Origin of the sequence: Rhizobium sp. ZPR4 (assembly GCF_040215725.1) — a bacterium.
GTDB classification, from domain to species: Bacteria; Pseudomonadota; Alphaproteobacteria; order Rhizobiales; family Rhizobiaceae; genus Rhizobium; species Rhizobium rhizogenes_D.
In genome coordinates, this window is the sequence record NZ_CP157967.1 from 3,086,722 (window position 1) to 3,111,894 (window position 25,173).

The window sequence follows — 25,173 nt, forward strand, 5'->3', positions numbered from 1 at the left end:
CGTAGCTTCCCAAGCGAGAGGTGATATTTTGTTGGATCGTGTTGAGCAGGCTGCTAGATCGGGAGCAATTATTTTTCACGAGGAGATTGCACGAGACGGCGCACAAGGGAAAACATTGCTCCTTGGCCACCAACGAGTATCGATCGCTCGTAAACATATGCAGATTTTTGGCGAAGGGGACATAGAGCGACTCGTCTTCAATGCTGGCTTTCCTAGCATCGGCCAAGAGGAGTTCGAGACTGTTCGGGAAGTGGTTGACAATGTTGATTTCTGCTATATCGGCGCATCGGGGCGCGCAACCATCCAAGAGGCTCAGCTTCTGATACGCTCGATGAGGGGGGCGGCCTTTGGGCGACTCTCGATAGCAGTGCCGGTGTCGGAGGCTATGTGCTCTGCTATGATGCACAAATCGCCGGATGTTTGCTTATCCCAACTACAAGACGTAGTCAAATTCATCCTAGACAGCGAAACCACATCTTGCATCGATGTGGCTTTCATGGATGCGACGCGGGCCGATATTGGATTCGTAGCCGAGGCAGCTAGCGCATTGACCGAAGCTGGGGTATCCATGATCATCATATGTGATACCGTGGGAGGGCTTTTCCCGGTTGAAACGCGAAGTTTCTTTGGTGCACTCCTTCAAAGGACTAAGGATAAGGTAAGCTTCGTCGCACATATGCATAACGATCTTGGCTTTGGCCTAGTCAACACCTTGGAAGCAGTGAGCTGTGGGGTACGAGCTGTAACTGGATCATGGCTCGGTCTCGGCGAGCGGTCTGGAATGCCCGCGACGGAACAGCTCCTGTTCGCTCTTGGACACCAAACGGAAATGCTCAGTTCACGTTTGAATGTACCGTCAAATATTTGGTCGCAACCGCCGAATCTCAAAGAGATTGCTCCCACTGCGAGATTTGTGAGCCAGGTGGTGGGTCGGCCCCTGTTGACGACAGATCCGATTGTCGGGCCGGGCGTGAACTCCATTTCCACAGGCACGCCTTTCGTAGATACGCTTTTGTTTCAACCTTATGACCCCGAAGCCACACTTGGTGTTTCGCCGAAAATCCACGTCACCCAACTGGCCAGCAAAAGGGTCATAGAAGCTGCGCTTCGCGTGAGAGGACTTTCTCTCGACGTCGAGCAAGTTGAGCGGCTGCTCTCCCTAGTCAAAAAAACCGCTTACGAGCGCGGGGTAGGTATTTTAGAGGAAGATGACTTTCTACATCTATTGCGACAGATCAGCTATTGAAGGCTGCACTTAACCATCCGCGAGACCGGACCTCGCGCTGGTAATTTGAGGATGCGAAGTTCATAAAACAAATAAACCTCCCGCATAAAGAAAACTCTTAAACTAAGACTCGTACGCCGCATTCGTTCACAGCCATCAAATCACAGTTGGGCTGCGGAAATTGGGAAAGATCCGGGAAGGGCTCTGCTCGCAATACGCCCGAGGAAGAAATCGAAGTTCCGATACCAACTCGGTTGACTTAAAGGCACCAAAGGGTACGTTCTTCCTTCAATGAGGTCCGCAAGAGCGGCTTTCTGACGACTGTCCGTCGGCAAGCAGCGTTCCGCAAGAAGATCAAAGCGGCGTCTCCACATGGCTTGCAAGAACAAATGCTGAAGCTCAGGCGTCGGAACGTAGGTTATAACACCATTACTATCATAGATCGATATGTCTTGGCGCGCCTTTTCCGTTTGATTGAACCAATGAGTTCCAGGACGTAAGTGGTGCTCGACGTGCCATCCAAAACCCATTCCGGTTTGCTCGTCAATATTTATTGTATTGGTATAAATATTATTGGGATCTTTCGTATCCACCAATCCATGCCAAAAGAAAATTGATACTGCCCTTGGAATTCCAGACAAAATTGGGACAATAACTAAAAGCGTCGCAGTTACCGGATTGAACAACGACAGGATTACAAGAATTGAATATCGAATAATCTGACCCCTGATGATAAGCCGTTGTGGCTTTTTCAGCTTTCGTTTGGCGAGATAGGTATACCAAGAAAACGAGAATGTAACCTGCATACCTAGAGAAAGCGCAAACTCGCAGAAATCCAAAAAGCTTTTTCTATCATATCGCAGCGTAGATTGAACATCATCCCAACTGTTGTTTTCGACATGATGTATGACTAAATGTTCCACAGTATAGTGATACGGAAATCGACACGAAAGCAGCGGAACAACTAGGTTCACATAGGCGTTCAGAAACTGGAATATGTTCCGTTCTCGGCCATCCTTCAGGTGTTTCCAACGAAAAAAATGATTGTGCACATCATAATGAATGATGTTCTCCTGCATTGTCGCGGTTCTCAAGAGAACGAATAAGTAAACGGTTATTGTGGCAAGCGAAACGGTTTGAGGAAAAGCAATCAAAAGAAACGGGAATATTAACAACAGCGACGAACAAAAGGTTAGCCTCACGAAATAGATATCTAGAGGTTGTCGTAGCCTTTTTTCAAACCAGATCTCGACAAAATCTGGAAGCTTACGCCTCTTGTTGCTGCGAAATGCACTTGCGGAAACATTGATAGCTCCAATGCATAGCCAGCTCATTAGAAGGCCGGTAATTTCACCGAATGTGTTATCGCCCAGAGAGGCTAAAGTCAGTAATATGTATGTGGCAATTGTTGCAGTGTAAGGGTTACGTTTGATCACCCTATCTAAAAGGCTGAATTTAAGAATGAATGTCGAGCTTGCAGCAATTGCTATAATTGCCCAATAAAGCAAATAGAATAGCATGAAAAGTAAGAAGCCAATTGCCTGGCGCAACATTTTCCAAACGTATGACAATCCGTTCATTCTGATGGCTGCGTCCATTGTAAGATGGCTCCGTGCTTCACAATAGGACCAGCTGCACCAATCCCGAAACCATCGGTGCAACTTCACTTTATTGCCAACGCGAAAAGGCTGGCAGGTCCGCAGAACTCTGCCTTGTTGTCGCTTCACACCTTGCGGATGTTCTTCCCTGCTGTGGCGTCATAGGTCCAGGCGCCTTGCACTTGGTCTGGCCCAAACATCTCTGGATAGAGAGAGGCAAACTTTTCGGCTATGTGCATCCCCGGAACGTGCTTATGGCCAGCGTGCTGTGGACCGCTTGCGAACCATTTGCGCGCAAGTACACGGCGCTCGGTCGGGTTGGGACCATCCAAAAACGGAGTTCGACCGTGAATGACCCAGTGGTTCCTTGCGAAAATTCCACTTCCGGTCTTGTCGAGGTGAATTACCGATGAACCTGGAGCAAAAGGTTTAGTGTAGTGGTTAAGGTACAAAGCTGCACGCTCGAGCGCAGGAACACCCGTTCTCCAAATGATATCACATTCATCTACCGCGAGACGAAAAAACACCTGCGGCAGTTCGGCTTCATTCAAAAACAACACCGGTGTAGTCACTTTAATAGCTTGTCGCCCAAGTGGCCTTAGAGCTGTAATGGCATCCGGAAGGAAAAGGCTTGTGAATGCATCGGGATCCTTTAGCGCGAGACTAAGGGTCAATCGAACAACATTCTGGAGGAAGGTAAATCCACCCCAAATTGGCGGCGAATCAAGATATAGAGCAAACACTTCAACCGCTCCGCCATAACCCAAGCCATCGTTATGTGCGTCGAATTTCTCTGATGTTTCTGCCAAATTTCGATCGGTCGGTTTTTCAGGTTTTGTCTCAAGATTATAAATCTTCAAAGTTCCATCAGGCGGACCGAAACGCGCGACAGCTTCCGGAGAGCCCTCCCCAGGGTTCGTCATCGGATATTTCACCGGTATGACATCGGAAATTTGATGGGCAATTTCCAACAGCGGATGAGAAAAACTGCTTTGTTCCTCGGGGTTCAAAACAATAAAATAGGTCCCTCCTCGTTCACCCCAATACTGATCTGCGAGGGCTTGCTTTTCCTCCGACGAGATCTTCCTGAAGTCTTTGATGAAAACTGGTGGGAGAACCGCCGGCAGGTGCTCGGTTGGTTCAGGAACGTCTTTTAGAGAAGCACATCCGATATCTTTCAAAGCTTTCTCGAGAAAAATGTCTCGCTGCTCGAGAAAGGCGCGCTCGCGCGCATCCAATGCTAGGTTTTTCAACACGAAAGTTTCCCCAAAAAATTGAATACCGCTTTAGGTAGCATTGAATAAATTGCTTCACAATAGCCTCGGCGCCGGACGCGAGACGTTCGTATATGATTCAGACTTAATGGCACATATCCGCTATTGATCGACATGCGTCCGCTTCATCATAGGACGAAGATTGGGTTGGGCTGGACGACCAATGTTCGGAAGCTCTATCTACCCTGAGCGCTTCTCACCAATCAATGGCGGCGGTCGTTCGGGACCGCTTCATTGCTACGGGCAAGAGATGGTGGCGCGTCGACGTGTCGGCAACGATGAGCAGTCTGCGAGAGCGGGCTTGATACCATCGCATTTGGGACACCACAGGCATATTAACGCTACGATTGGAGAAAGGAGCTGTGGACAACCATTTGTAGATGAATATATTCGATTATCGCGCAAAATTTTTAATATGCAACGCGTCATGCGCGTTCAATTTAGACAGGGCTCCTTCGTATGCTCAATGGTGATTTCAACAGCGTCGTGGTGTTGGGGGCCGGCGGAGGTTTCGGTCGTTTTTTCAGCCAGCGTTTATCCTCGACCGCGAAGAATTTAACGCGCGTAGACATCAACCCTAGCCCCGGTTGCTTAGTAGGTGATGCGGCAAACCTTCAAGGAGAAGATTTCAACGACGCGCTTAAGACTGCAGATCTGGTATTGCTGTGTCTGCCGGAAGAGCCGGCGAAACGAGCACTTCGCACTCTTTGTAATTTACTACACCCATCCTGTTTACTTGTTATTACGTGTTCTGTGATGAACGATTTCTCCCAAATTACGCAGTCTGCAAAAGCCAATGGCAGCACACTGCAGGACGTCTTATTCATCAATCCGTTGTTTGCACCGGACCTTGACCCATCTGGCCGTTCGCTTGCAGCCGCATCAGCCGGTGATGGAGTGGGCCAGAAAGCATTCCTTCGCTTGATAGAGTCGTGGGGGCTTCGTCTAGTGGAGACAGATCCCAACTCCCATGATCAACTGACTGCCCTTTATCAGGTGTCCGTCCACGCGGCCGTAATTGCTGTAGTATTAGCTTGGTCAAAGTCCAACGTACGACTAGATTCTACGTTCGCACCACCGCCAGCTCGCGCCATTAAACTTCTCGCGGCAAGAATATTGTCCGGTCAACCTGCTACTTATTGGGCGATCCAGAAGGAAAATCCTCATGCGAAAAGCGCCCGAAATTCTCTTCTGGAGGCTTTAAAGGAGCTCGACGCGATCTTCTCAAGTGACGAAATTGAGAACTTCGAAGGTGTTCGAGAAGCTTGCGGAGCGCTTTTCGGTGACAACACCATTTATGAACATGCGGAGGCTTGTGCAGAAATGTTTCGCGCGATTCCGAACCCTAGGTCACAGTAGTGTTGTTCGACGTTTGACAGTGGCGTGTATGTGTTTCGCGGAGGTTCGCGCATCCAGTGGATGGAATCTCCCCATTGCGATTGACGATCAGCTTTAAGGACAGGAAATGGCTTCCCTAGAAGGACACGACGTCGAGGGACTCGTCGACGTCTTCCGTCGCAACGCCCACCTCAGAGCAGATGATATCGCCTACAACTTTCTGCATACCACGACGGTGACGGAGAGTATAACTTATGGTCAGCTTTACTGCGCCGTTCGCGATATAGCATATAGTCTTCAAGATCATGTCGAGGCCAACGGCCGTGCGGTGCTTTGCTATCCACCCGGCTTGGATTTTGTGAAAGCATTTTGGGCGTGCCATCTTGCGGGAGTAATTGCGGTCCCTGTCCCGGTAATCTTCCGGCCTCGCGATCGTGCACTTTTTAATCACATGATTTCCAATTGTGCGCCGTCGGTAGTACTTACCGACAGCGACACTTCACGACGGCTAAGCCAACAAAAGTTGGAGTTGGGTAAAGCGACGGTACTTTGCACAGACGCGATACCGGAGGCTCCCGCCTTATGGGATGTGAGTTCAAGCGCTAGCTTGTCTCCTAGAACAGCTGTCCTGCAATATACCTCCGGCTCCACGTCGACGCCAAAAGGCGTTATGATTTCGGATGCCAATCTGATCTTTACCGCTCGCTCAATGATTAATGCGACGGGATTGAGTAAGGATAGCGTCGGCCTCAACTGGGTGCCGCATTACCATGATATGGGGCTTGTAGGGGGCATTGTCACACCAATGGTGGCCGGCTTTCCAGTATTCCTCATGTCGCATTTTTCTGCGATGTCTCGACCGGCGTCATGGTTAAAAGCCATCTCCGAAAATCGCGTTACTATTTCAGGCGGGCCTAATTTTGCGTTCGAAGCATGTTTGCGTATTCCTGACGCCGAGATCCTCGACATCAATTTGAAGTCCTGGACAGTCGCATACAACGGAGCGGAGCCGATTCGCGAAGCAACGTTGCGGCGGTTCCAAGAAAGATTCAGTTTCGCCGGTTTTTCCCGTAAAGCGATTTATCCGTGCTATGGACTTGCGGAGTCCACTTTAATGGTCGCGGGTGGTCCCTCGTTTCGCGGCTTTGCCAGTCTTTCGGTTGATACGAGCGCATTCCGGTCTGGCGCTGTGGTGGAAGCGCCAGCAGACAGCGGAATTGATGTTACCAGACTAGTCTCATCTGGCACTGTCCTTGAATCCTGCAAAATAGAAATCGTTGATCCACAAACGAGAACGCGTTGCCCAAAGGAGAAAATCGGTGAGATCTGGATTAAAGGACCGCATGTCGGCTTGGGGTATTGGAATAATGAATTTGCAACAACTGAAGTATTCAGAGCCAATATCCAGAATGAAAATATTGCATACCTCCGATCGGGGGATCTTGGATTCACATATAACGAGCATCTCTTCGTTGTCGGGAGGATTAAAGACTTAATTGTCATAAACGGCCAAAATATCTATCCCCACGATATAGAAGGATTAATAGAAAGCAGTCATGTCGCCATCAAAGCAGGAACGACCGCCGCTTTTGCGACAGAGATCGACAATGTGGAACGAGTGGCTGTCGTCTGTGAAGTTGAGCACAAATGGAAAGCCCATTTCGAAGAAATTGTCCAAGTTCTTCGGAAAAGGCTGGTGGACGACCATGCCATCATCCTGCATTCAATTGCTTTTGTGCAAAAAGGAGCACTTCCAAAGACCACCAGTGGCAAAGTTCGACGCGCAGCAACGAGACAGGCATTTCAGTCAGGTGAACTATCTACGATCCATCTGTGGCGACTTGACAAGGATGAGACCCGTTCGCTGACGGAAGGGATCACCCAGCACCACGAAATTGACGATGTGCTCGCAGCCATCTCATCTTCCATCCAAGATATACTTCATCCTGAAGCGTCACCTCAGCAACCACTCGATCTCGAAAGCTCGCTTGTTCATCTTGGCTTCGATTCTATTGAAATCATGAGATTTTCCAACAGGATCGAGGAGTTGTTCAATGTTTCCATACCATCCGACGTCTTGTTCGGTCCAAGCACCGTTGTGGAATTGGCGCGCAAGATTCGGGAACTCAGATCGATCGATGATCTGAGCATCCCGAGGATTGATCCGAGTTATTCTAAAAGTAAACCGTCCCCCCGTCTTATGCCGGTTGCGAGGGATGGTGAGATCGCGTTGTCGTTCTCGCAGAACCGGCTCTGGGTGCTGGAACAGCTGGAAGCGCTCGGTGCGGCCTATAACATCGCCGCGGCGGTGCGGATGGACGGCAATCTCGACGTGGTCGCCCTTGAGCGGGCCTTCGCGGAGCTCGTGCGCAGACACGAGGTTCTGCGCACCCGTTTCGTCACTCGCGACGGCCAGGTCTTCCAGGCAATCGACGAGACGGCCCCATTCCGGCTGGCGCTGATGGATCTGTCCAGTCTTGACCCGGCCCAGCGCGCCGACACGATCCGGCGGGCCGAGCAGGACGAGGCGGCGCACCGCTTCGATCTGGTGCAGGGCCCCCTGATCCGCGCAACCCTGTTGCGGCTTTCGGCCCAGGAGCACATCATCTTGGTGACGATGCATCACATCGTCTCCGATGGCTGGTCGATGTCCATCGTGATCCGTGAGATCGGCGCGTTATATACCGCCTTCATGGAAGGCCGGCCTTCGCCTCTGGCCGGACTGCCAGTGCAATATGCCGACTTCGCCGTCTGGCAGAGACGCTGGCTGCAGGGCGAGGTGCTCGACAGGCAGGTCTCCTACTGGAAGGCTCGTCTGGCGGGTGCACCGCCCGCCCTCGAACTTCCGACCGACCGTCCCCGTCCGTTGACCCAGAGCTATCGCGGTGCCAGCTGCACCTTCGAACTGCCGAAGGAACTGACGGGGGCGCTCGCAGTGCTGGCCCGCCAGGAGGGTGCAACCCTGTTCATGGTGCTGCTGGCGGCGTTCAAAGTCGTCCTGTCACGGTGGAGCGGACAGGACGATATCGTTGTCGGCACCCCCGTTGCGGGACGCACCCATGCCGAGACCGAAGACCTGATCGGCTTCTTCATCAACATGCTGGCCTTGCGGACAAGTCTTGCCGGCGATCCCGACTTCCGGACGCTGCTGCGACAGGTCCGTGACGGCGCCCTGGAAGCCTACGCACATCAGGAGATGCCCTTTGATCGACTGGTCGAAGAGGTCAGGCCGGCACGCGACCTGAGCCGTCAGCCTATCTTCCAGACGCTCGTCGTGCTGCAGAACATGCCACAGGAGAGGTTGGAACTCCCCGGTATGACCCTGCGTCGCGTCACCGAACAGCGTGCCACCGCAAAGTTCGATCTCTCGCTCTATCTCCAGGAGACGGAGAACGGCCTCGCCGGCACCCTGGAATATGCAACCGATCTGTTCGAGCACGACACGATCGAACGTCTGAAGGACCACTATCGCCTCCTCCTGGAGGGCATCGTGGCAGACCCCGAACAGCCAATATCCCGTCTGCCGATGCTGACAGACGCCGAGCAGCACCTGCTGTTCGACGTCTGGAACGACACCACCGCCGACTTCCCCCGCGACAAGCTCCTGCACGAGCTCTTCGCCGATCAAGCCGCCCTCACCCCCGACGCCGTCGCCGTCATTTATGATCAGCAGCAACTCACATACCGGGAGCTTGAGCGGCGATCGAACAAGCTCGCGCATCACCTGCAGAGCCTGGGCGTCGGCCCGGAGGTTATTGTCGGCCTGTGTGTCGACCGCTCTGCCGAGATGATCGTCGCCATGCTCGCCATCCTGAAGGCCGGAGGCGCCTACCTGCCGCTCGATCCGGCCTACCCCAGGAACCGGCTGGCCTACATGCTGCGCGACGCCGCAGCCCATGTCGTCGTCACCCGCACAGTCTCGCGCCCAAGCTTGCCCGACCAGGTCAAGAACATCGTCGATCTCGATGCCCATCACGATGTCATCGAGGCCTGCCCCGACACCCCCCCAGCTTCCGGCGCCGACCCCATCAGCCTCGCCTATGTCATCTATACATCCGGATCAACAGGACAGCCAAAAGGCGTCATGATCATCCATGAAGGCGTGGTGAACTACATCACCACTCTCAACCGCCGTTATTCCCTGTCCAGTTCGGATCGCGTGCTGCAAAGCTCGTCGATCTCCTTTGACCCTTCCGTCAGAGACATATGGTGCCCTCTTATCGCCGGCGCAAAGCTCGTCGTCCCCCACGGTCTCGACCAAGCCGACAGGGCTTCGTCTCTTGGCTTCGTCTCCTCGGCTGGGATCAGCCTCGTATTGAGCGTCACGCCCAGCGCATTGACTGCCCCCGTTCTGGAGGAAGTCGCGGAGCCTCTGATGGAGCTACGTGCCCTGCTGACCTGCGGCGAGGCCTTGAGCTACGAGACATGCCGGCTCACTAGAAGCAGGATGGGACATCACTTTCCAATCGTAAATCAGTACGGTCCGACGGAATGCACAATGTCCTCCACCTTCTTCATGGTGGGGGATGAGCCAGCTTCGGGCATAGTTCCCATAGGCAGGCCCATTGCCAACCGGAAAGTCTATGTTCTGGATCGTCATATGTGTGCGGTTCCGATTGGCGCCACCGGCGAGATTTACATTGGCGGCGTCGGCCTGGCTCGCGGTTATCTCAACCGCCCCGACCTGACAGCTGAACGCTTCGTGCAAAATCCATTCGGCTCAGGGGACCGGCTCTACCGCACCGGCGATCTCGGGCGCTGGCGCAAGGATGGCAATCTGGAATTCCTCGGCCGCGCCGACCACCAGGTCAAGATCCGCGGGTTCCGCATCGAACTCGGCGAGATCGAGGCCGTGCTGCTGTCCCACCCAGACGTTCGCCAGGCTGTCGTCGTCGCCCATGAGGACCAGACCGGTGACAAGCGTCTCCTCGCCTATGTTGTCGGCGAGGCGAGCCCGAGGGACTTGCGGGCTCATATCCTCAACACCTTGCCAGACTACATGGCGCCGGCCGCCTTTGTCGCGCTCGAGGCGATGCCCCTGACCGCGAACGGCAAGATCGATCGCGCTGCTCTTCCCCGTCCCAACAACGATAACGGCCTGGCACGCGCCGACTACATCGCTCCGCGCACTCCCACCGAAGAGATCCTCGCCGCCATCTGGGCCGACGTCCTCCAGGTCAGTCAGGTCGGTGTCAATGACAACTTCTTCGAACTCGGCGGAAACTCCTTGCTGGCCATGCGCATGGTCGCCCGGGTCCGAAGCATCTTCAACATCGAATTGCCGTTGCGCTCCCTCTTCGAGGATCCAAGGGTGGTTGAACTTGGACACCGCATCGAGATTATCCAGCGGCAAGAGCGAGGAGTAACGTCCCCCCGTCTTATGCCGGTTGCGAGGGATGGTGAGATCGCGTTGTCGTTCTCGCAGAACCGGCTCTGGGTGCTGGAACAGCTGGAAGCGCTCGGTGCGGCCTATAACATCGCCGCGGCGGTGCGGATGGACGGCAATCTCGACGTGGTCGCCCTTGAGCGGGCCTTCGCGGAGCTCGTGCGCAGACACGAGGTTCTGCGCACCCGTTTCGTCACTCGCGACGGCCAGGTCTTCCAGGCAATCGACGAGACGGCCCCATTCCGGCTGGCGCTGATGGATCTGTCCAGTCTTGACCCGGCCCAGCGCGCCGACACGATCCGGCGGGCCGAGCAGGACGAGGCGGCGCACCGCTTCGATCTGGTGCAGGGCCCCCTGATCCGCGCAACCCTGTTGCGGCTTTCGGCCCAGGAGCACATCATCTTGGTGACGATGCATCACATCGTCTCCGATGGCTGGTCGATGTCCATCGTGATCCGTGAGATCGGCGCGTTATATACCGCCTTCATGGAAGGCCGGCCTTCGCCTCTGGCCGGACTGCCAGTGCAATATGCCGACTTCGCCGTCTGGCAGAGACGCTGGCTGCAGGGCGAGGTGCTCGACAGGCAGGTCTCCTACTGGAAGGCTCGTCTGGCGGGTGCACCGCCCGCCCTCGAACTTCCGACCGACCGTCCCCGTCCGTTGACCCAGAGCTATCGCGGTGCCAGCTGCACCTTCGAACTGCCGAAGGAACTGACGGGGGCGCTCGCAGTGCTGGCCCGCCAGGAGGGTGCAACCCTGTTCATGGTGCTGCTGGCGGCGTTCAAAGTCGTCCTGTCACGGTGGAGCGGACAGGACGATATCGTTGTCGGCACCCCCGTTGCGGGACGCACCCATGCCGAGACCGAAGACCTGATCGGCTTCTTCATCAACATGCTGGCCTTGCGGACAAGTCTTGCCGGCGATCCCGACTTCCGGACGCTGCTGCGACAGGTCCGTGACGGCGCCCTGGAAGCCTACGCACATCAGGAGATGCCCTTTGATCGACTGGTCGAAGAGGTCAGGCCGGCACGCGACCTGAGCCGTCAGCCTATCTTCCAGACGCTCGTCGTGCTGCAGAACATGCCACAGGAGAGGTTGGAACTCCCCGGTATGACCCTGCGTCGCGTCACCGAACAGCGTGCCACCGCAAAGTTCGATCTCTCGCTCTATCTCCAGGAGACGGAGAACGGCCTCGCCGGCACCCTGGAATATGCAACCGATCTGTTCGAGCACGACACGATCGAACGTCTGAAGGACCACTATCGCCTCCTCCTGGAGGGCATCGTGGCAGACCCCGAACAGCCAATATCCCGTCTGCCGATGCTGACAGACGCCGAGCAGCACCTGCTGTTCGACGTCTGGAACGACACCACCGCCGACTTCCCCCGCGACAAGCTCCTGCACGAGCTCTTCGCCGATCAAGCCGCCCTCACCCCCGACGCCGTCGCCGTCATTTATGATCAGCAGCAACTCACATACCGGGAGCTTGAGCGGCGATCGAACAAGCTCGCGCATCACCTGCAGAGCCTGGGCGTCGGCCCGGAGGTTATTGTCGGCCTGTGTGTCGACCGCTCTGCCGAGATGATCGTCGCCATGCTCGCCATCCTGAAGGCCGGAGGCGCCTACCTGCCGCTCGATCCGGCCTACCCCAGGAACCGGCTGGCCTACATGCTGCGCGACGCCGCAGCCCATGTCGTCGTCACCCGCACAGTCTCGCGCCCAAGCTTGCCCGACCAGGTCAAGAACATCGTCGATCTCGATGCCCATCACGATGTCATCGAGGCCTGCCCCGACACCCCCCCAGCTTCCGGCGCCGACCCCATCAGCCTCGCCTATGTCATCTATACATCCGGATCAACAGGACAGCCAAAAGGCGTCGGCGCCCCTCATCTCAGCATGGTCAATCGAATATTTGCGCAAAGGACTTTCGATCCAATAACGCCAGTTGAAGTCTGCGCTCAAAAAACAGCGATTAACTTTGTCGATTCCATCTTCGAGATGATCGGACCATTGGTCTACGGATCGGTTCTCGTCATTATCTCTCGCCCTAACACCGCCGACGCCTCAGCTTTAGCTGAACTCATCTTTCAAAGGGCAATAAGCCGGCTGATCCTTGTCCCGACATTGTTGGAGCAATTGTTACTCGTGCCGGATGCGGGGCGAAAACTATACTCTTTGCGACGGATTACCATTAGTGGCGAGATGTTCGATCGAGCTCTTCTGCGACGTGCGTTCGAGACCATACCTCATATTAGAATCATAAATCTATACGGCAGCTCCGAAGTCGCCGGAGATGCGACCGCGTTCATAATCTCCAATCGAGATGAAAGCGTGCTGATTGGCCGACCACTGTCGAATACTCAAGTCTATGTTCTGGACCGTCATATGTGTGCGGTTCCGATTGGCGCCACCGGCGAGATTTACATTGGCGGCGTCGGCCTGGCTCGCGGTTATCTCAACCGCCCCGACCTGACAGCTGAACGCTTCGTGCAAAATCCATTCGGCTCAGGGGACCGGCTCTACCGCACCGGCGATCTCGGGCGCTGGCGCAAGGATGGCAATCTGGAATTCCTCGGCCGCGCCGACCACCAGGTCAAGATCCGCGGGTTCCGCATCGAACTCGGCGAGATCGAGGCCGTGCTGCTGTCCCACCCAGACGTTCGCCAGGCTGTCGTCGTCGCCCATGAGGACCAGACCGGTGACAAGCGTCTCCTCGCCTATGTTGTCGGCGAGGCGAGCCCGAGGGACTTGCGGGCTCATATCCTCAACACCTTGCCAGACTACATGGCGCCGGCCGCCTTTGTCGCGCTCGAGGCGATGCCCCTGACCGCGAACGGCAAGATCGATCGCGCTGCTCTTCCCCGTCCCAACAACGATAACGGCCTGGCACGCGCCGACTACATCGCTCCGCGCACTCCCACCGAAGAGATCCTCGCCGCCATCTGGGCCGACGTCCTCCAGGTCAGTCAGGTCGGTGTCAATGACAACTTCTTCGAACTCGGCGGAAACTCCTTGCTGGCCATGCGCATGGTCGCCCGGGTCCGAAGCATCTTCAACATCGAATTGCCGTTGCGCTCCCTCTTCGAGGATCCCAATGTCTATAGATTGAGCTCGATTCTGGACGGGATGCTACCTGATCGTGGAAGCAAGATCGCACATACCCAAAAGATGATCCTGTCGATGACAGATGATGAGGTGCAACTGATGCTTGATCAGCTCAAGAAAGATAAAATTCATGGATGACGCCAAAGAAGTTCAGTCCGCCAAACGTGCGGAGCTTCTCAGGCTGTTGCTAGGCACAGACGTGCCGTCCCCCCGTCTTATGCCGGTTGCGAGGGATGGTGAGATCGCGTTGTCGTTCTCGCAGAACCGGCTCTGGGTGCTGGAACAGCTGGAAGCGCTCGGTGCGGCCTATAACATCGCCGCGGCGGTGCGGATGGACGGCAATCTCGACGTGGTCGCCCTTGAGCGGGCCTTCGCGGAGCTCGTGCGCAGACACGAGGTTCTGCGCACCCGTTTCGTCACTCGCGACGGCCAGGTCTTCCAGGCAATCGACGAGACGGCCCCATTCCGGCTGGCGCTGATGGATCTGTCCAGTCTTGACCCGGCCCAGCGCGCCGACACGATCCGGCGGGCCGAGCAGGACGAGGCGGCGCACCGCTTCGATCTGGTGCAGGGCCCCCTGATCCGCGCAACCCTGTTGCGGCTTTCGGCCCAGGAGCACATCATCTTGGTGACGATGCATCACATCGTCTCCGATGGCTGGTCGATGTCCATCGTGATCCGTGAGATCGGCGCGTTATATACCGCCTTCATGGAAGGCCGGCCTTCGCCTCTGGCCGGACTGCCAGTGCAATATGCCGACTTCGCCGTCTGGCAGAGACGCTGGCTGCAGGGCGAGGTGCTCGACAGGCAGGTCTCCTACTGGAAGGCTCGTCTGGCGGGTGCACCGCCCGCCCTCGAACTTCCGACCGACCGTCCCCGTCCGTTGACCCAGAGCTATCGCGGTGCCAGCTGCACCTTCGAACTGCCGAAGGAACTGACGGGGGCGCTCGCAGTGCTGGCCCGCCAGGAGGGTGCAACCCTGTTCATGGTGCTGCTGGCGGCGTTCAAAGTCGTCCTGTCACGGTGGAGCGGACAGGACGATATCGTTGTCGGCACCCCCGTTGCGGGACGCACCCATGCCGAGACCGAAGACCTGATCGGCTTCTTCATCAACATGCTGGCCTTGCGGACAAGTCTTGCCGGCGATCCCGACTTCCGGACGCTGCTGCGACAGGTCCGTGACGGCGCCCTGGAAGCCTACGCACATCAGGAGATGCCCTTTGATCGACTGGTCGAAGAGGTCAGGCCGGCACGCGACCTGAGCCGTCAGCCTATCTTCCAGACGCTCGTCGTGCTGCAGAACATGCCACAGGAGAGGTTGGAACTCCCCGGTATGACCCTGCGTCGCGTCACCGAACAGCGTGCCACCGCAAAGTTCGATCTCTCGCTCTATCTCCAGGAGACGGAGAACGGCCTCGCCGGCACCCTGGAATATGCAACCGATCTGTTCGAGCACGACACGATCGAACGTCTGAAGGACCACTATCGCCTCCTCCTGGAGGGCATCGTGGCAGACCCCGAACAGCCAATATCCCGTCTGCCGATGCTGACAGACGCCGAGCAGCACCTGCTGTTCGACGTCTGGAACGACACCACCGCCGACTTCCCCCGCGACAAGCTCCTGCACGAGCTCTTCGCCGATCAAGCCGCCCTCACCCCCGACGCCGTCGCCGTCATTTATGATCAGCAGCAACTCACATACCGGGAGCTTGAGCGGCGATCGAACAAGCTCGCGCATCACCTGCAGAGCCTGGGCGTCGGCCCGGAGGTTATTGTCGGCCTGTGTGTCGACCGCTCTGCCGAGATGATCGTCGCCATGCTCGCCATCCTGAAGGCCGGAGGCGCCTACCTGCCGCTCGATCCGGCCTACCCCAGGAACCGGCTGGCCTACATGCTGCGCGACGCCGCAGCCCATGTCGTCGTCACCCGCACAGTCTCGCGCCCAAGCTTGCCCGACCAGGTCAAGAACATCGTCGATCTCGATGCCCATCACGATGTCATCGAGGCCTGCCCCGACACCCCCCCAGCTTCCGGCGCCGACCCCATCAGCCTCGCCTATGTCATCTATACATCCGGATCAACAGGACAGCCAAAAGGCGTCATGATCATCCATGAAGGCGTGGTGAACTTACTGGTCGCTGTACAAGTTCGCTTAGATTTCACATGCGACGACGTCCTCGCCGCCCTCACGCCGATCACTTTCGACATTGCAGAACTGGAGATTTTTCTGCCTCTGATCACGGGAGCAAAATTGTTAATTGTTTCGCGCTCTATAGCGAATGACGGTACCAGACTGAAGCTTTTCCTTTCAGAAAATAAGATCTCAACAATACAAGCGACTCCGTCCACCTGGATAATGTTGCAGTCATCGGAATGGCTTCCCAACGAAGATGTGAAAATTCTTTGTGGCGGAGAGGCGGTCACAAAGGATCTCCTCCAATTCTTTTCGAAACACGAGCGAAGAGCGTGGAACTTATATGGCCCCACTGAAACGACTATTTGGTCCTTAATTCATCCGGTTACTTCCAACGGGTTACCGCTGATTGGCCGACCACTGTCGAATACTCAAGTCTATGTTCTGGATCGTCATATGTGTGCGGTTCCGATTGGCGCCACCGGCGAGATTTACATTGGCGGCGTCGGCCTGGCTCGCGGTTATCTCAACCGCCCCGACCTGACAGCTGAACGCTTCGTGCAAAATCCATTCGGCTCAGGGGACCGGCTCTACCGCACCGGCGATCTCGGGCGCTGGCGCAAGGATGGCAATCTGGAATTCCTCGGCCGCGCCGACCACCAGGTCAAGATCCGCGGGTTCCGCATCGAACTCGGCGAGATCGAGGCCGTGCTGCTGTCCCACCCAGACGTTCGCCAGGCTGTCGTCGTCGCCCATGAGGACCAGACCGGTGACAAGCGTCTCCTCGCCTATGTTGTCGGCGAGGCGAGCCCGAGGGACTTGCGGGCTCATATCCTCAACACCTTGCCAGACTACATGGCGCCGGCCGCCTTTGTCGCGCTCGAGGCGATGCCCCTGACCGCGAACGGCAAGATCGATCGCGCTGCTCTTCCCCGTCCCAACAACGATAACGGCCTGGCACGCGCCGACTACATCGCTCCGCGCACTCCCACCGAAGAGATCCTCGCCGCCATCTGGGCCGACGTCCTCCAGGTCAGTCAGGTCGGTGTCAATGACAACTTCTTCGAACTCGGCGGAAACTCCTTGCTGGCCATGCGCATGGTCGCCCGGGTCCGAAGCATCTTCAACATCGAATTGCCGTTGCGCTCCCTCTTCGAGGATCCAAGGGTGGTTGAACTTGGACACCGCATCGAGATTATCCAGCGGCAAGAGCGAGGAGTAACGTCCCCCCGTCTTATGCCGGTTGCGAGGGATGGTGAGATCGCGTTGTCGTTCTCGCAGAACCGGCTCTGGGTGCTGGAACAGCTGGAAGCGCTCGGTGCGGCCTATAACATCGCCGCGGCGGTGCGGATGGACGGCAATCTCGACGTGGTCGCCCTTGAGCGGGCCTTCGCGGAGCTCGTGCGCAGACACGAGGTTCTGCGCACCCGTTTCGTCACTCGCGACGGCCAGGTCTTCCAGGCAATCGACGAGACGGCCCCATTCCGGCTGGCGCTGATGGATCTGTCCAGTCTTGACCCGGCCCAGCGCGCCGACACGATCCGGCGGGCCGAGCAGGACGAGGCGGCGCACCGCTTCGATCTGGTGCAGGGCCCCCTGATCCGCGCAACCCTGTTGCGGCTTTCGGCCCAGGAGCACATCATCTTGGTGACGATGCATCACATCGTCTCCGATGGCTGGTCGATGTCCATCGTGATCCGTGAGATCGGCGCGTTATATACCGCCTTCATGGAAGGCCGGCCTTCGCCTCTGGCCGGACTGCCAGTGCAATATGCCGACTTCGCCGTCTGGCAGAGACGCTGGCTGCAGGGCGAGGTGCTCGACAGGCAGGTCTCCTACTGGAAGGCTCGTCTGGCGGGTGCACCGCCCGCCCTCGAACTTCCGACCGACCGTCCCCGTCCGTTGACCCAGAGCTATCGCGGTGCCAGCTGCACCTTCGAACTGCCGAAGGAACTGACGGGGGCGCTCGCAGTGCTGGCCCGCCAGGAGGGTGCAACCCTGTTCATGGTGCTGCTGGCGGCGTTCAAAGTCGTCCTGTCACGGTGGAGCGGACAGGACGATATCGTTGTCGGCACCCCCGTTGCGGGACGCACCCATGCCGAGACCGAAGACCTGATCGGCTTCTTCATCAACATGCTGGCCTTGCGGACAAGTCTTGCCGGCGATCCCGACTTCCGGACGCTGCTGCGACAGGTCCGTGACGGCGCCCTGGAAGCCTACGCACATCAGGAGATGCCCTTTGATCGACTGGTCGAAGAGGTCAGGCCGGCACGCGACCTGAGCCGTCAGCCTATCTTCCAGACGCTCGTCGTGCTGCAGAACATGCCACAGGAGAGGTTGGAACTCCCCGGTATGACCCTGCGTCGCGTCACCGAACAGCGTGCCACCGCAAAGTTCGATCTCTCGCTCTATCTCCAGGAGACGGAGAACGGCCTCGCCGGCACCCTGGAATATGCAACCGATCTGTTCGAGCACGACACGATCGAACGTCTGAAGGACCACTATCGCCTCCTCCTGGAGGGCATCGTGGCAGACCCCGAACAGCCAATATCCCGTCTGCCGATGCTGACAGACGCCGAGCAGCACCTGCTGTTCGACGTCTGGAACGACACCACCGCCGACTTCCCCCGCGACAAGCTCCTGCACGAGCTCTTCGCCGATCAAGCCGCCCTCACCCCCGACGCCGTCGCCGTCATTTATGATCAGCAGCAACTCACATACCGGGAGCTTGAGCGGCGATCGAACAAGCTCGCGCATCACCTGCAGAGCCTGGGCGTCGGCCCGGAGGTTATTGTCGGCCTGTGTGTCGACCGCTCTGCCGAGATGATCGTCGCCATGCTCGCCATCCTGAAGGCCGGAGGCGCCTACCTGCCGCTCGATCCGGCCTACCCCAGGAACCGGCTGGCCTACATGCTGCGCGACGCCGCAGCCCATGTCGTCGTCACCCGCACAGTCTCGCGCCCAAGCTTGCCCGACCAGGTCAAGAACATCGTCGATCTCGATGCCCATCACGATGTCATCGAGGCCTGCCCCGACACCCCCCCAGCTTCCGGCGCCGACCCCATCAGCCTCGCCTATGTCATCTATACATCCGGATCAACAGGACAGCCAAAAGGCGTCATGATCATCCATGAAGGCGTGGTGAACTACATCACCACTCTCAACCGCCGTTATTCCCTGTCCAGTTCGGATCGCGTGCTGCAAAGCTCGTCGATCTCCTTTGACCCTTCCGTCAGAGACATATGGTGCCCTCTTATCGCCGGCGCAAAGCTCGTCGTCCCCCACGGTCTCGACCAAGCCGACAGGGCTTCGTCTCTTGGCTTCGTCTCCTCGGCTGGGATCAGCCTCGTATTGAGCGTCACGCCCAGCGCATTGACTGCCCCCGTTCTGGAGGAAGTCGCGGAGCCTCTGATGGAGCTACGTGCCCTGCTGACCTGCGGCGAGGCCTTGAGCTACGAGACATGCCGGCTCACTAGAAGCAGGATGGGACATCACTTTCCAATCGTAAATCAGTACGGTCCGACGGAATGCACAATGTCCTCCACCTTCTTCATGGTGGGGGATGAGCCAGCTTCGGGCATAGTTCCCATAGGCAGGCCCATTGCCAACCGGAAAGTCTATGTTCTGGATCGTCATATGTGTGCGGTTCCGATTGGCGCCACCGGCGAGATTTACATTGGCGGCGTCGGCCTGGCTCGCGGTTATCTCAACCGCCCCGACCTGACAGCTGAACGCTTCGTGCAAAATCCATTCGGCTCAGGGGACCGGCTCTACCGCACCGGCGATCTCGGGCGCTGGCGCAAGGATGGCAATCTGGAATTCCTCGGCCGCGCCGACCACCAGGTCAAGATCCGCGGGTTCCGCATCGAACTCGGCGAGATCGAGGCCGTGCTGCTGTCCCACCCAGACGTTCGCCAGGCTGTCGTCGTCGCCCATGAGGACCAGACCGGTGACAAGCGTCTCCTCGCCTATGTTGTCGGCGAGGCGAGCCCGAGGGACTTGCGGGCTCATATCCTCAACACCTTGCCAGACTACATGGCGCCGGCCGCCTTTGTCGCGCTCGAGGCGATGCCCCTGACCGCGAACGGCAAGATCGATCGCGCTGCTCTTCCCCGTCCCAACAACGATAACGGCCTGGCACGCGCCGACTACATCGCTCCGCGCACTCCCACCGAAGAGATCCTCGCCGCCATCTGGGCCGACGTCCTCCAGGTCAGTCAGGTCGGTGTCAATGACAACTTCTTCGAACTCGGCGGAAACTCCTTGCTGGCCATGCGCATGGTCGCCCGGGTCCGAAGCATCTTCAACATCGAATTGCCGTTGCGCTCCCTCTTCGAGGATCCAAGGGTGGTTGAACTTGGACACCGCATCGAGATTATCCAGCGGCAAGAGCGAGGAGTAACGTCCCCCCGTCTTATGCCGGTTGCGAGGGATGGTGAGATCGCGTTGTCGTTCTCGCAGAACCGGCTCTGGGTGCTGGAACAGCTGGAAGCGCTCGGTGCGGCCTATAACATCGCCGCGGCGGTGCGGATGGACGGCAATCTCGACGTGGTCGCCCTTGAGCGGGCCTTCGCGGAGCTCGTGCGCAGACACGAGGTTCTGCGCACCCGTTTCGTCACTCGCGACGGCCAGGTCTTCCAGGCAATCGACGAGACGGCCCCATTCCGGCTGGCGCTGATGGATCTGTCCAGTCTTGACCCGGCCCAGCGCGCCGACACGATCCGGCGGGCCGAGCAGGACGAGGCGGCGCACCGCTTCGATCTGGTGCAGGGCCCCCTGATCCGCGCAACCCTGTTGCGGCTTTCGGCCCAGGAGCACATCATCTTGGTGACGATGCATCACATCGTCTCCGATGGCTGGTCGATGTCCATCGTGATCCGTGAGATCGGCGCGTTATATACCGCCTTCATGGAAGGCCGGCCTTCGCCTCTGGCCGGACTGCCAGTGCAATATGCCGACTTCGCCGTCTGGCAGAGACGCTGGCTGCAGGGCGAGGTGCTCGACAGGCAGGTCTCCTACTGGAAGGCTCGTCTGGCGGGTGCACCGCCCGCCCTCGAACTTCCGACCGACCGTCCCCGTCCGTTGACCCAGAGCTATCGCGGTGCCAGCTGCACCTTCGAACTGCCGAAGGAACTGACGGGGGCGCTCGCAGTGCTGGCCCGCCAGGAGGGTGCAACCCTGTTCATGGTGCTGCTGGCGGCGTTCAAAGTCGTCCTGTCACGGTGGAGCGGACAGGACGATATCGTTGTCGGCACCCCCGTTGCGGGACGCACCCATGCCGAGACCGAAGACCTGATCGGCTTCTTCATCAACATGCTGGCCTTGCGGACAAGTCTTGCCGGCGATCCCGACTTCCGGACGCTGCTGCGACAGGTCCGTGACGGCGCCCTGGAAGCCTACGCACATCAGGAGATGCCCTTTGATCGACTGGTCGAAGAGGTCAGGCCGGCACGCGACCTGAGCCGTCAGCCTATCTTCCAGACGCTCGTCGTGCTGCAGAACATGCCACAGGAGAGGTTGGAACTCCCCGGTATGACCCTGCGTCGCGTCACCGAACAGCGTGCCACCGCAAAGTTCGATCTCTCGCTCTATCTCCAGGAGACGGAGAACGGCCTCGCCGGCACCCTGGAATATGCAACCGATCTGTTCGAGCACGACACGATCGAACGTCTGAAGGACCACTATCGCCTCCTCCTGGAGGGCATCGTGGCAGACCCCGAACAGCCAATATCCCGTCTGCCGATGCTGACAGACGCCGAGCAGCACCTGCTGTTCGACGTCTGGAACGACACCACCGCCGACTTCCCCCGCGACAAGCTCCTGCACGAGCTCTTCGCCGATCAAGCCGCCCTCACCCCCGACGCCGTCGCCGTCATTTATGATCAGCAGCAACTCACATACCGGGAGCTTGAGCGGCGATCGAACAAGCTCGCGCATCACCTGCAGAGCCTGGGCGTCGGCCCGGAGGTTATTGTCGGCCTGTGTGTCGACCGCTCTGCCGAGATGATCGTCGCCATGCTCGCCATCCTGAAGGCCGGAGGCGCCTACCTGCCGCTCGATCCGGCCTACCCCAGGAACCGGCTGGCCTACATGCTGCGCGACGCCGCAGCCCATGTCGTCGTCACCCGCACAGTCTCGCGCCCAAGCTTGCCCGACCAGGTCAAGAACATCGTCGATCTCGATGCCCATCACGATGTCATCGAGGCCTGCCCCGACACCCCCCCAGCTTCCGGCGCCGACCCCATCAGCCTCGCCTATGTCATCTATACATCCGGATCAACAGGACAGCCAAAAGGCGTCATGATCATCCATGAAGGCGTGGTGAACTACATCACCACTCTCAACCGCCGTTATTCCCTGTCCAGTTCGGATCGCGTGCTGCAAAGCTCGTCGATCTCCTTTGACCCTTCCGTCAGAGACATATGGTGCCCTCTTATCGCCGGCGCAAAGCTCGTCGTCCCCCACGGTCTCGACCAAGCCGACAGGGCTTCGTCTCTTGGCTTCGTCTCCTCGGCTGGGATCAGCCTCGTATTGAGCGTCACGCCCAGCGCATTGACTGCCCCCGTTCTGGAGGAAGTCGCGGAGCCTCTGATGGAGCTACGTGCCCTGCTGACCTGCGGCGAGGCCTTGAGCTACGAGACATGCCGGCTCACTAGAAGCAGGATGGGACATCACTTTCCAATCGTAAATCAGTACGGTCCGACGGAATGCACAATGTCCTCCACCTTCTTCATGGTGGGGGATGAGCCAGCTTCGGGCATAGTTCCCATAGGCAGGCCCATTGCCAACCGGAAAGTCTATGTTCTGGATCGTCATATGTGTGCGGTTCCGATTGGCGCCACCGGCGAGATTTACATTGGCGGCGTCGGCCTGGCTCGCGGTTATCTCAACCGCCCCGACCTGACAGCTGAACGCTTCGTGCAAAATCCATTCGGCTCAGGGGACCGGCTCTACCGCACCGGCGATCTCGGGCGCTGGCGCAAGGATGGCAATCTGGAATTCCTCGGCCGCGCCGACCACCAGGTCAAGATCCGCGGGTTCCGCATCGAACTCGGCGAGATCGAGGCCGTGCTGCTGTCCCACCCAGACGTTCGCCAGGCTGTCGTCGTCGCCCATGAGGACCAGACCGGTGACAAGCGTCTCCTCGCCTATGTTGTCGGCGAGGCGAGCCCGAGGGACTTGCGGGCTCATATCCTCAACACCTTGCCAGACTACATGGCGCCGGCCGCCTTTGTCGCGCTCGAGGCGATGCCCCTGACCGCGAACGGCAAGATCGATCGCGCTGCTCTTCCCCGTCCCAACAACGATAACGGCCTGGCACGCGCCGACTACATCGCTCCGCGCACTCCCACCGAAGAGATCCTCGCCGCCATCTGGGCCGACGTCCTCCAGGTCAGTCAGGTCGGTGTCAATGACAACTTCTTCGAACTCGGCGGAAACTCGCTGACAGGGCTCTATTTGACAGCCCGCACAAAGCATGCTTTTGCGATTGAACTGGACAATCGAACGCTCTTTAGAGAGCCTCGTCTGGAGCATTTCGCACAGATCATAGATCGCATCAGATCCGCGGTTGACGCATCTCAAACGGAACGGGCCGAAGATGCATCTCCTGACCTTACGAAATCCGTTCGGTATTTCGGTGCACCGATCTCCGAATGGAAAACTTCCGATCCTGAGACACAAGGGCTTGCGAGTGATGTCATCCACGATCTGGTGGAGTTTGGTCGCTCCGTCGATATGGACAGTTTGTGTATCGTCCGACATGGCTATTTGGTGGCCGACACATACTTCCATCCCTTCAAATCCGGCATCAAGCACGCGCTCAACTCCGCAACGAAATCCATTCTTGGAAGCTTAGTCGGCATCGCCATTCAACAAAAGCTCATCGAGAGCGCCGACGATAAACTGCACAAATACCTCGGACATTTTTCTTCTTCGTATAGCGACAAGAAAGATATAACCCTTCGACATCTACTAGATATGACATCTGGCATTGATTGGTCCGAACCTCTCGGACCTCGCCGAGGAACCCCGACCACTGCTGACGAAATGCGTCTTGCAGATGATTGGGTCGATTTCATTCTGCGTAGACCTATGTCTCATAGACCCGGAGATCACTACAATTATAATAGCGGCAATTCACACCTCATATCCGCGGTTATCACGAGCGTCGCCGGAACGTCTGCTTGGGATTTTGCACGACGCCACTTGTTTGATCCTCTTAGAATAACTGATACCGACTGGAGCAGCGATCCAAAAGGCATCAGCGATGGAGGGAATGGTCTTTTCCTGCATCCCTTAGATATGGCTAAGATTGGATATCTGCATCTTCGCGAAGGGCGATGGAATTCAATAAGAATCCTCCCTTCAGGATGGACCGGCCACGTGACCGAAGGCGCAAGGACGGTCTATCGTGATCGGGCGTACTCGACGTTCTTTTGGAGTGTGCCGGGTCTAGGTGGCTACATGGCAAATGGCTACAATCGGCAGATCATGTTGATTGTTCCCAAATCAGACCTTGTCGTCGTTTCGACGGGAAAGAGGCCCTATCCCTTTGCCGATTTCCTTGCACTAATTGAGAGACTGGACAACCTCTCCAGCAGGTCTATCGACTATGAGATGGGCGATCGAGGTTATGGACCGCCATTGAATCTTGATTTGGCGTTTCTGCCGACCTTGGATATGTTCTCTCACACCGTGTATTATTTTTCAAAGAATTCTGTCGGTCTGAACTCGCTTCAATTCGATTTCTCTGAAAACAATACTTGCTACGAGGCAGAATTCAACCGAGACCCAAGCCAAACCAATAGCTTCCGCGTTCGACAGCGTATCGGCTTGAACGGTGAGTATCTTGAGTCGGTGCAATTGGATGGCATAGGGGTCGCACGGGTGCGGCGGCTAACCAAGAACACAATCGAAATCGAACAGCACTCTCTTGGAAAGGGCGAGACTGAAACGTTGACCGTGACATTCCACGATGAACAAATAACCTTGAGAATTGCGACCAGCCGTCGAGAGTATACACTTACAGGAAAGACAGTAGCCTCGAAATCATTGGGCGGCGAGCGGTCGGCCATATACCCTGTGCCCAAACCGTAATTACAAGGGGCTCA

At 57.3% G+C, this 25,173-nt stretch carries 6 protein-coding genes; 4 read left to right on the top strand and 2 right to left on the bottom strand.

Features of this window, described 5'->3' with window-relative positions:
* Positions 1 to 31 precede the first annotated feature (31 nt).
* Entirely contained in the window at positions 32 to 1,246 is a 1,215-nt protein-coding gene (locus tag ABOK31_RS15115) for an isopropylmalate/homocitrate/citramalate synthase (RefSeq protein ID WP_349956538.1), read from the top strand.
* Between the two features lie 140 nt (positions 1,247 to 1,386).
* On the opposite strand, the gene ABOK31_RS15120 is transcribed toward ABOK31_RS15115, so the two are convergent.
* Both ABOK31_RS15120 and ABOK31_RS15125 read right to left on the bottom strand, forming a co-directional pair.
* Positions 1,387 to 2,823 carry a fatty acid desaturase gene (locus tag ABOK31_RS15120; RefSeq protein WP_349956539.1) on the bottom strand — a complete coding sequence of 479 codons (1,437 nt, stop codon included), beginning with the start codon at positions 2,821 to 2,823 and terminating at the stop codon, positions 1,387 to 1,389.
* Between the two features lie 125 nt (positions 2,824 to 2,948).
* Positions 2,949 to 4,079 carry a hypothetical protein gene (locus ABOK31_RS15125; protein WP_349956540.1) on the bottom strand — a complete coding sequence of 377 codons (1,131 nt, stop codon included), beginning with the start codon at positions 4,077 to 4,079 and terminating at the stop codon, positions 2,949 to 2,951.
* 477 nt (positions 4,080 to 4,556) lie between these two features.
* On the opposite strand from ABOK31_RS15125, the gene ABOK31_RS15130 reads away from it, so the two are divergent.
* The 3 genes from ABOK31_RS15130 (at position 4,557) to ABOK31_RS15140 (ending at position 25,159) form a co-directional block, all read left to right on the top strand.
* Entirely contained in the window at positions 4,557 to 5,456 is a 900-nt protein-coding gene (locus ABOK31_RS15130) for a prephenate dehydrogenase dimerization domain-containing protein (RefSeq protein WP_349956541.1), read from the top strand.
* Positions 5,457 to 5,562: 106 nt separating this feature from the next.
* Entirely contained in the window at positions 5,563 to 14,064 is an 8,502-nt protein-coding gene (locus ABOK31_RS15135) for an amino acid adenylation domain-containing protein (protein ID WP_349956542.1), read from the top strand.
* Entirely contained in the window at positions 14,057 to 25,159 is an 11,103-nt protein-coding gene (locus ABOK31_RS15140) for an amino acid adenylation domain-containing protein (RefSeq protein WP_350019260.1), read from the top strand. The genes ABOK31_RS15135 and ABOK31_RS15140 overlap by 8 nt, the downstream gene beginning before the upstream one ends.
* The last annotated feature ends 14 nt before the right edge of the window (positions 25,160 to 25,173 follow it).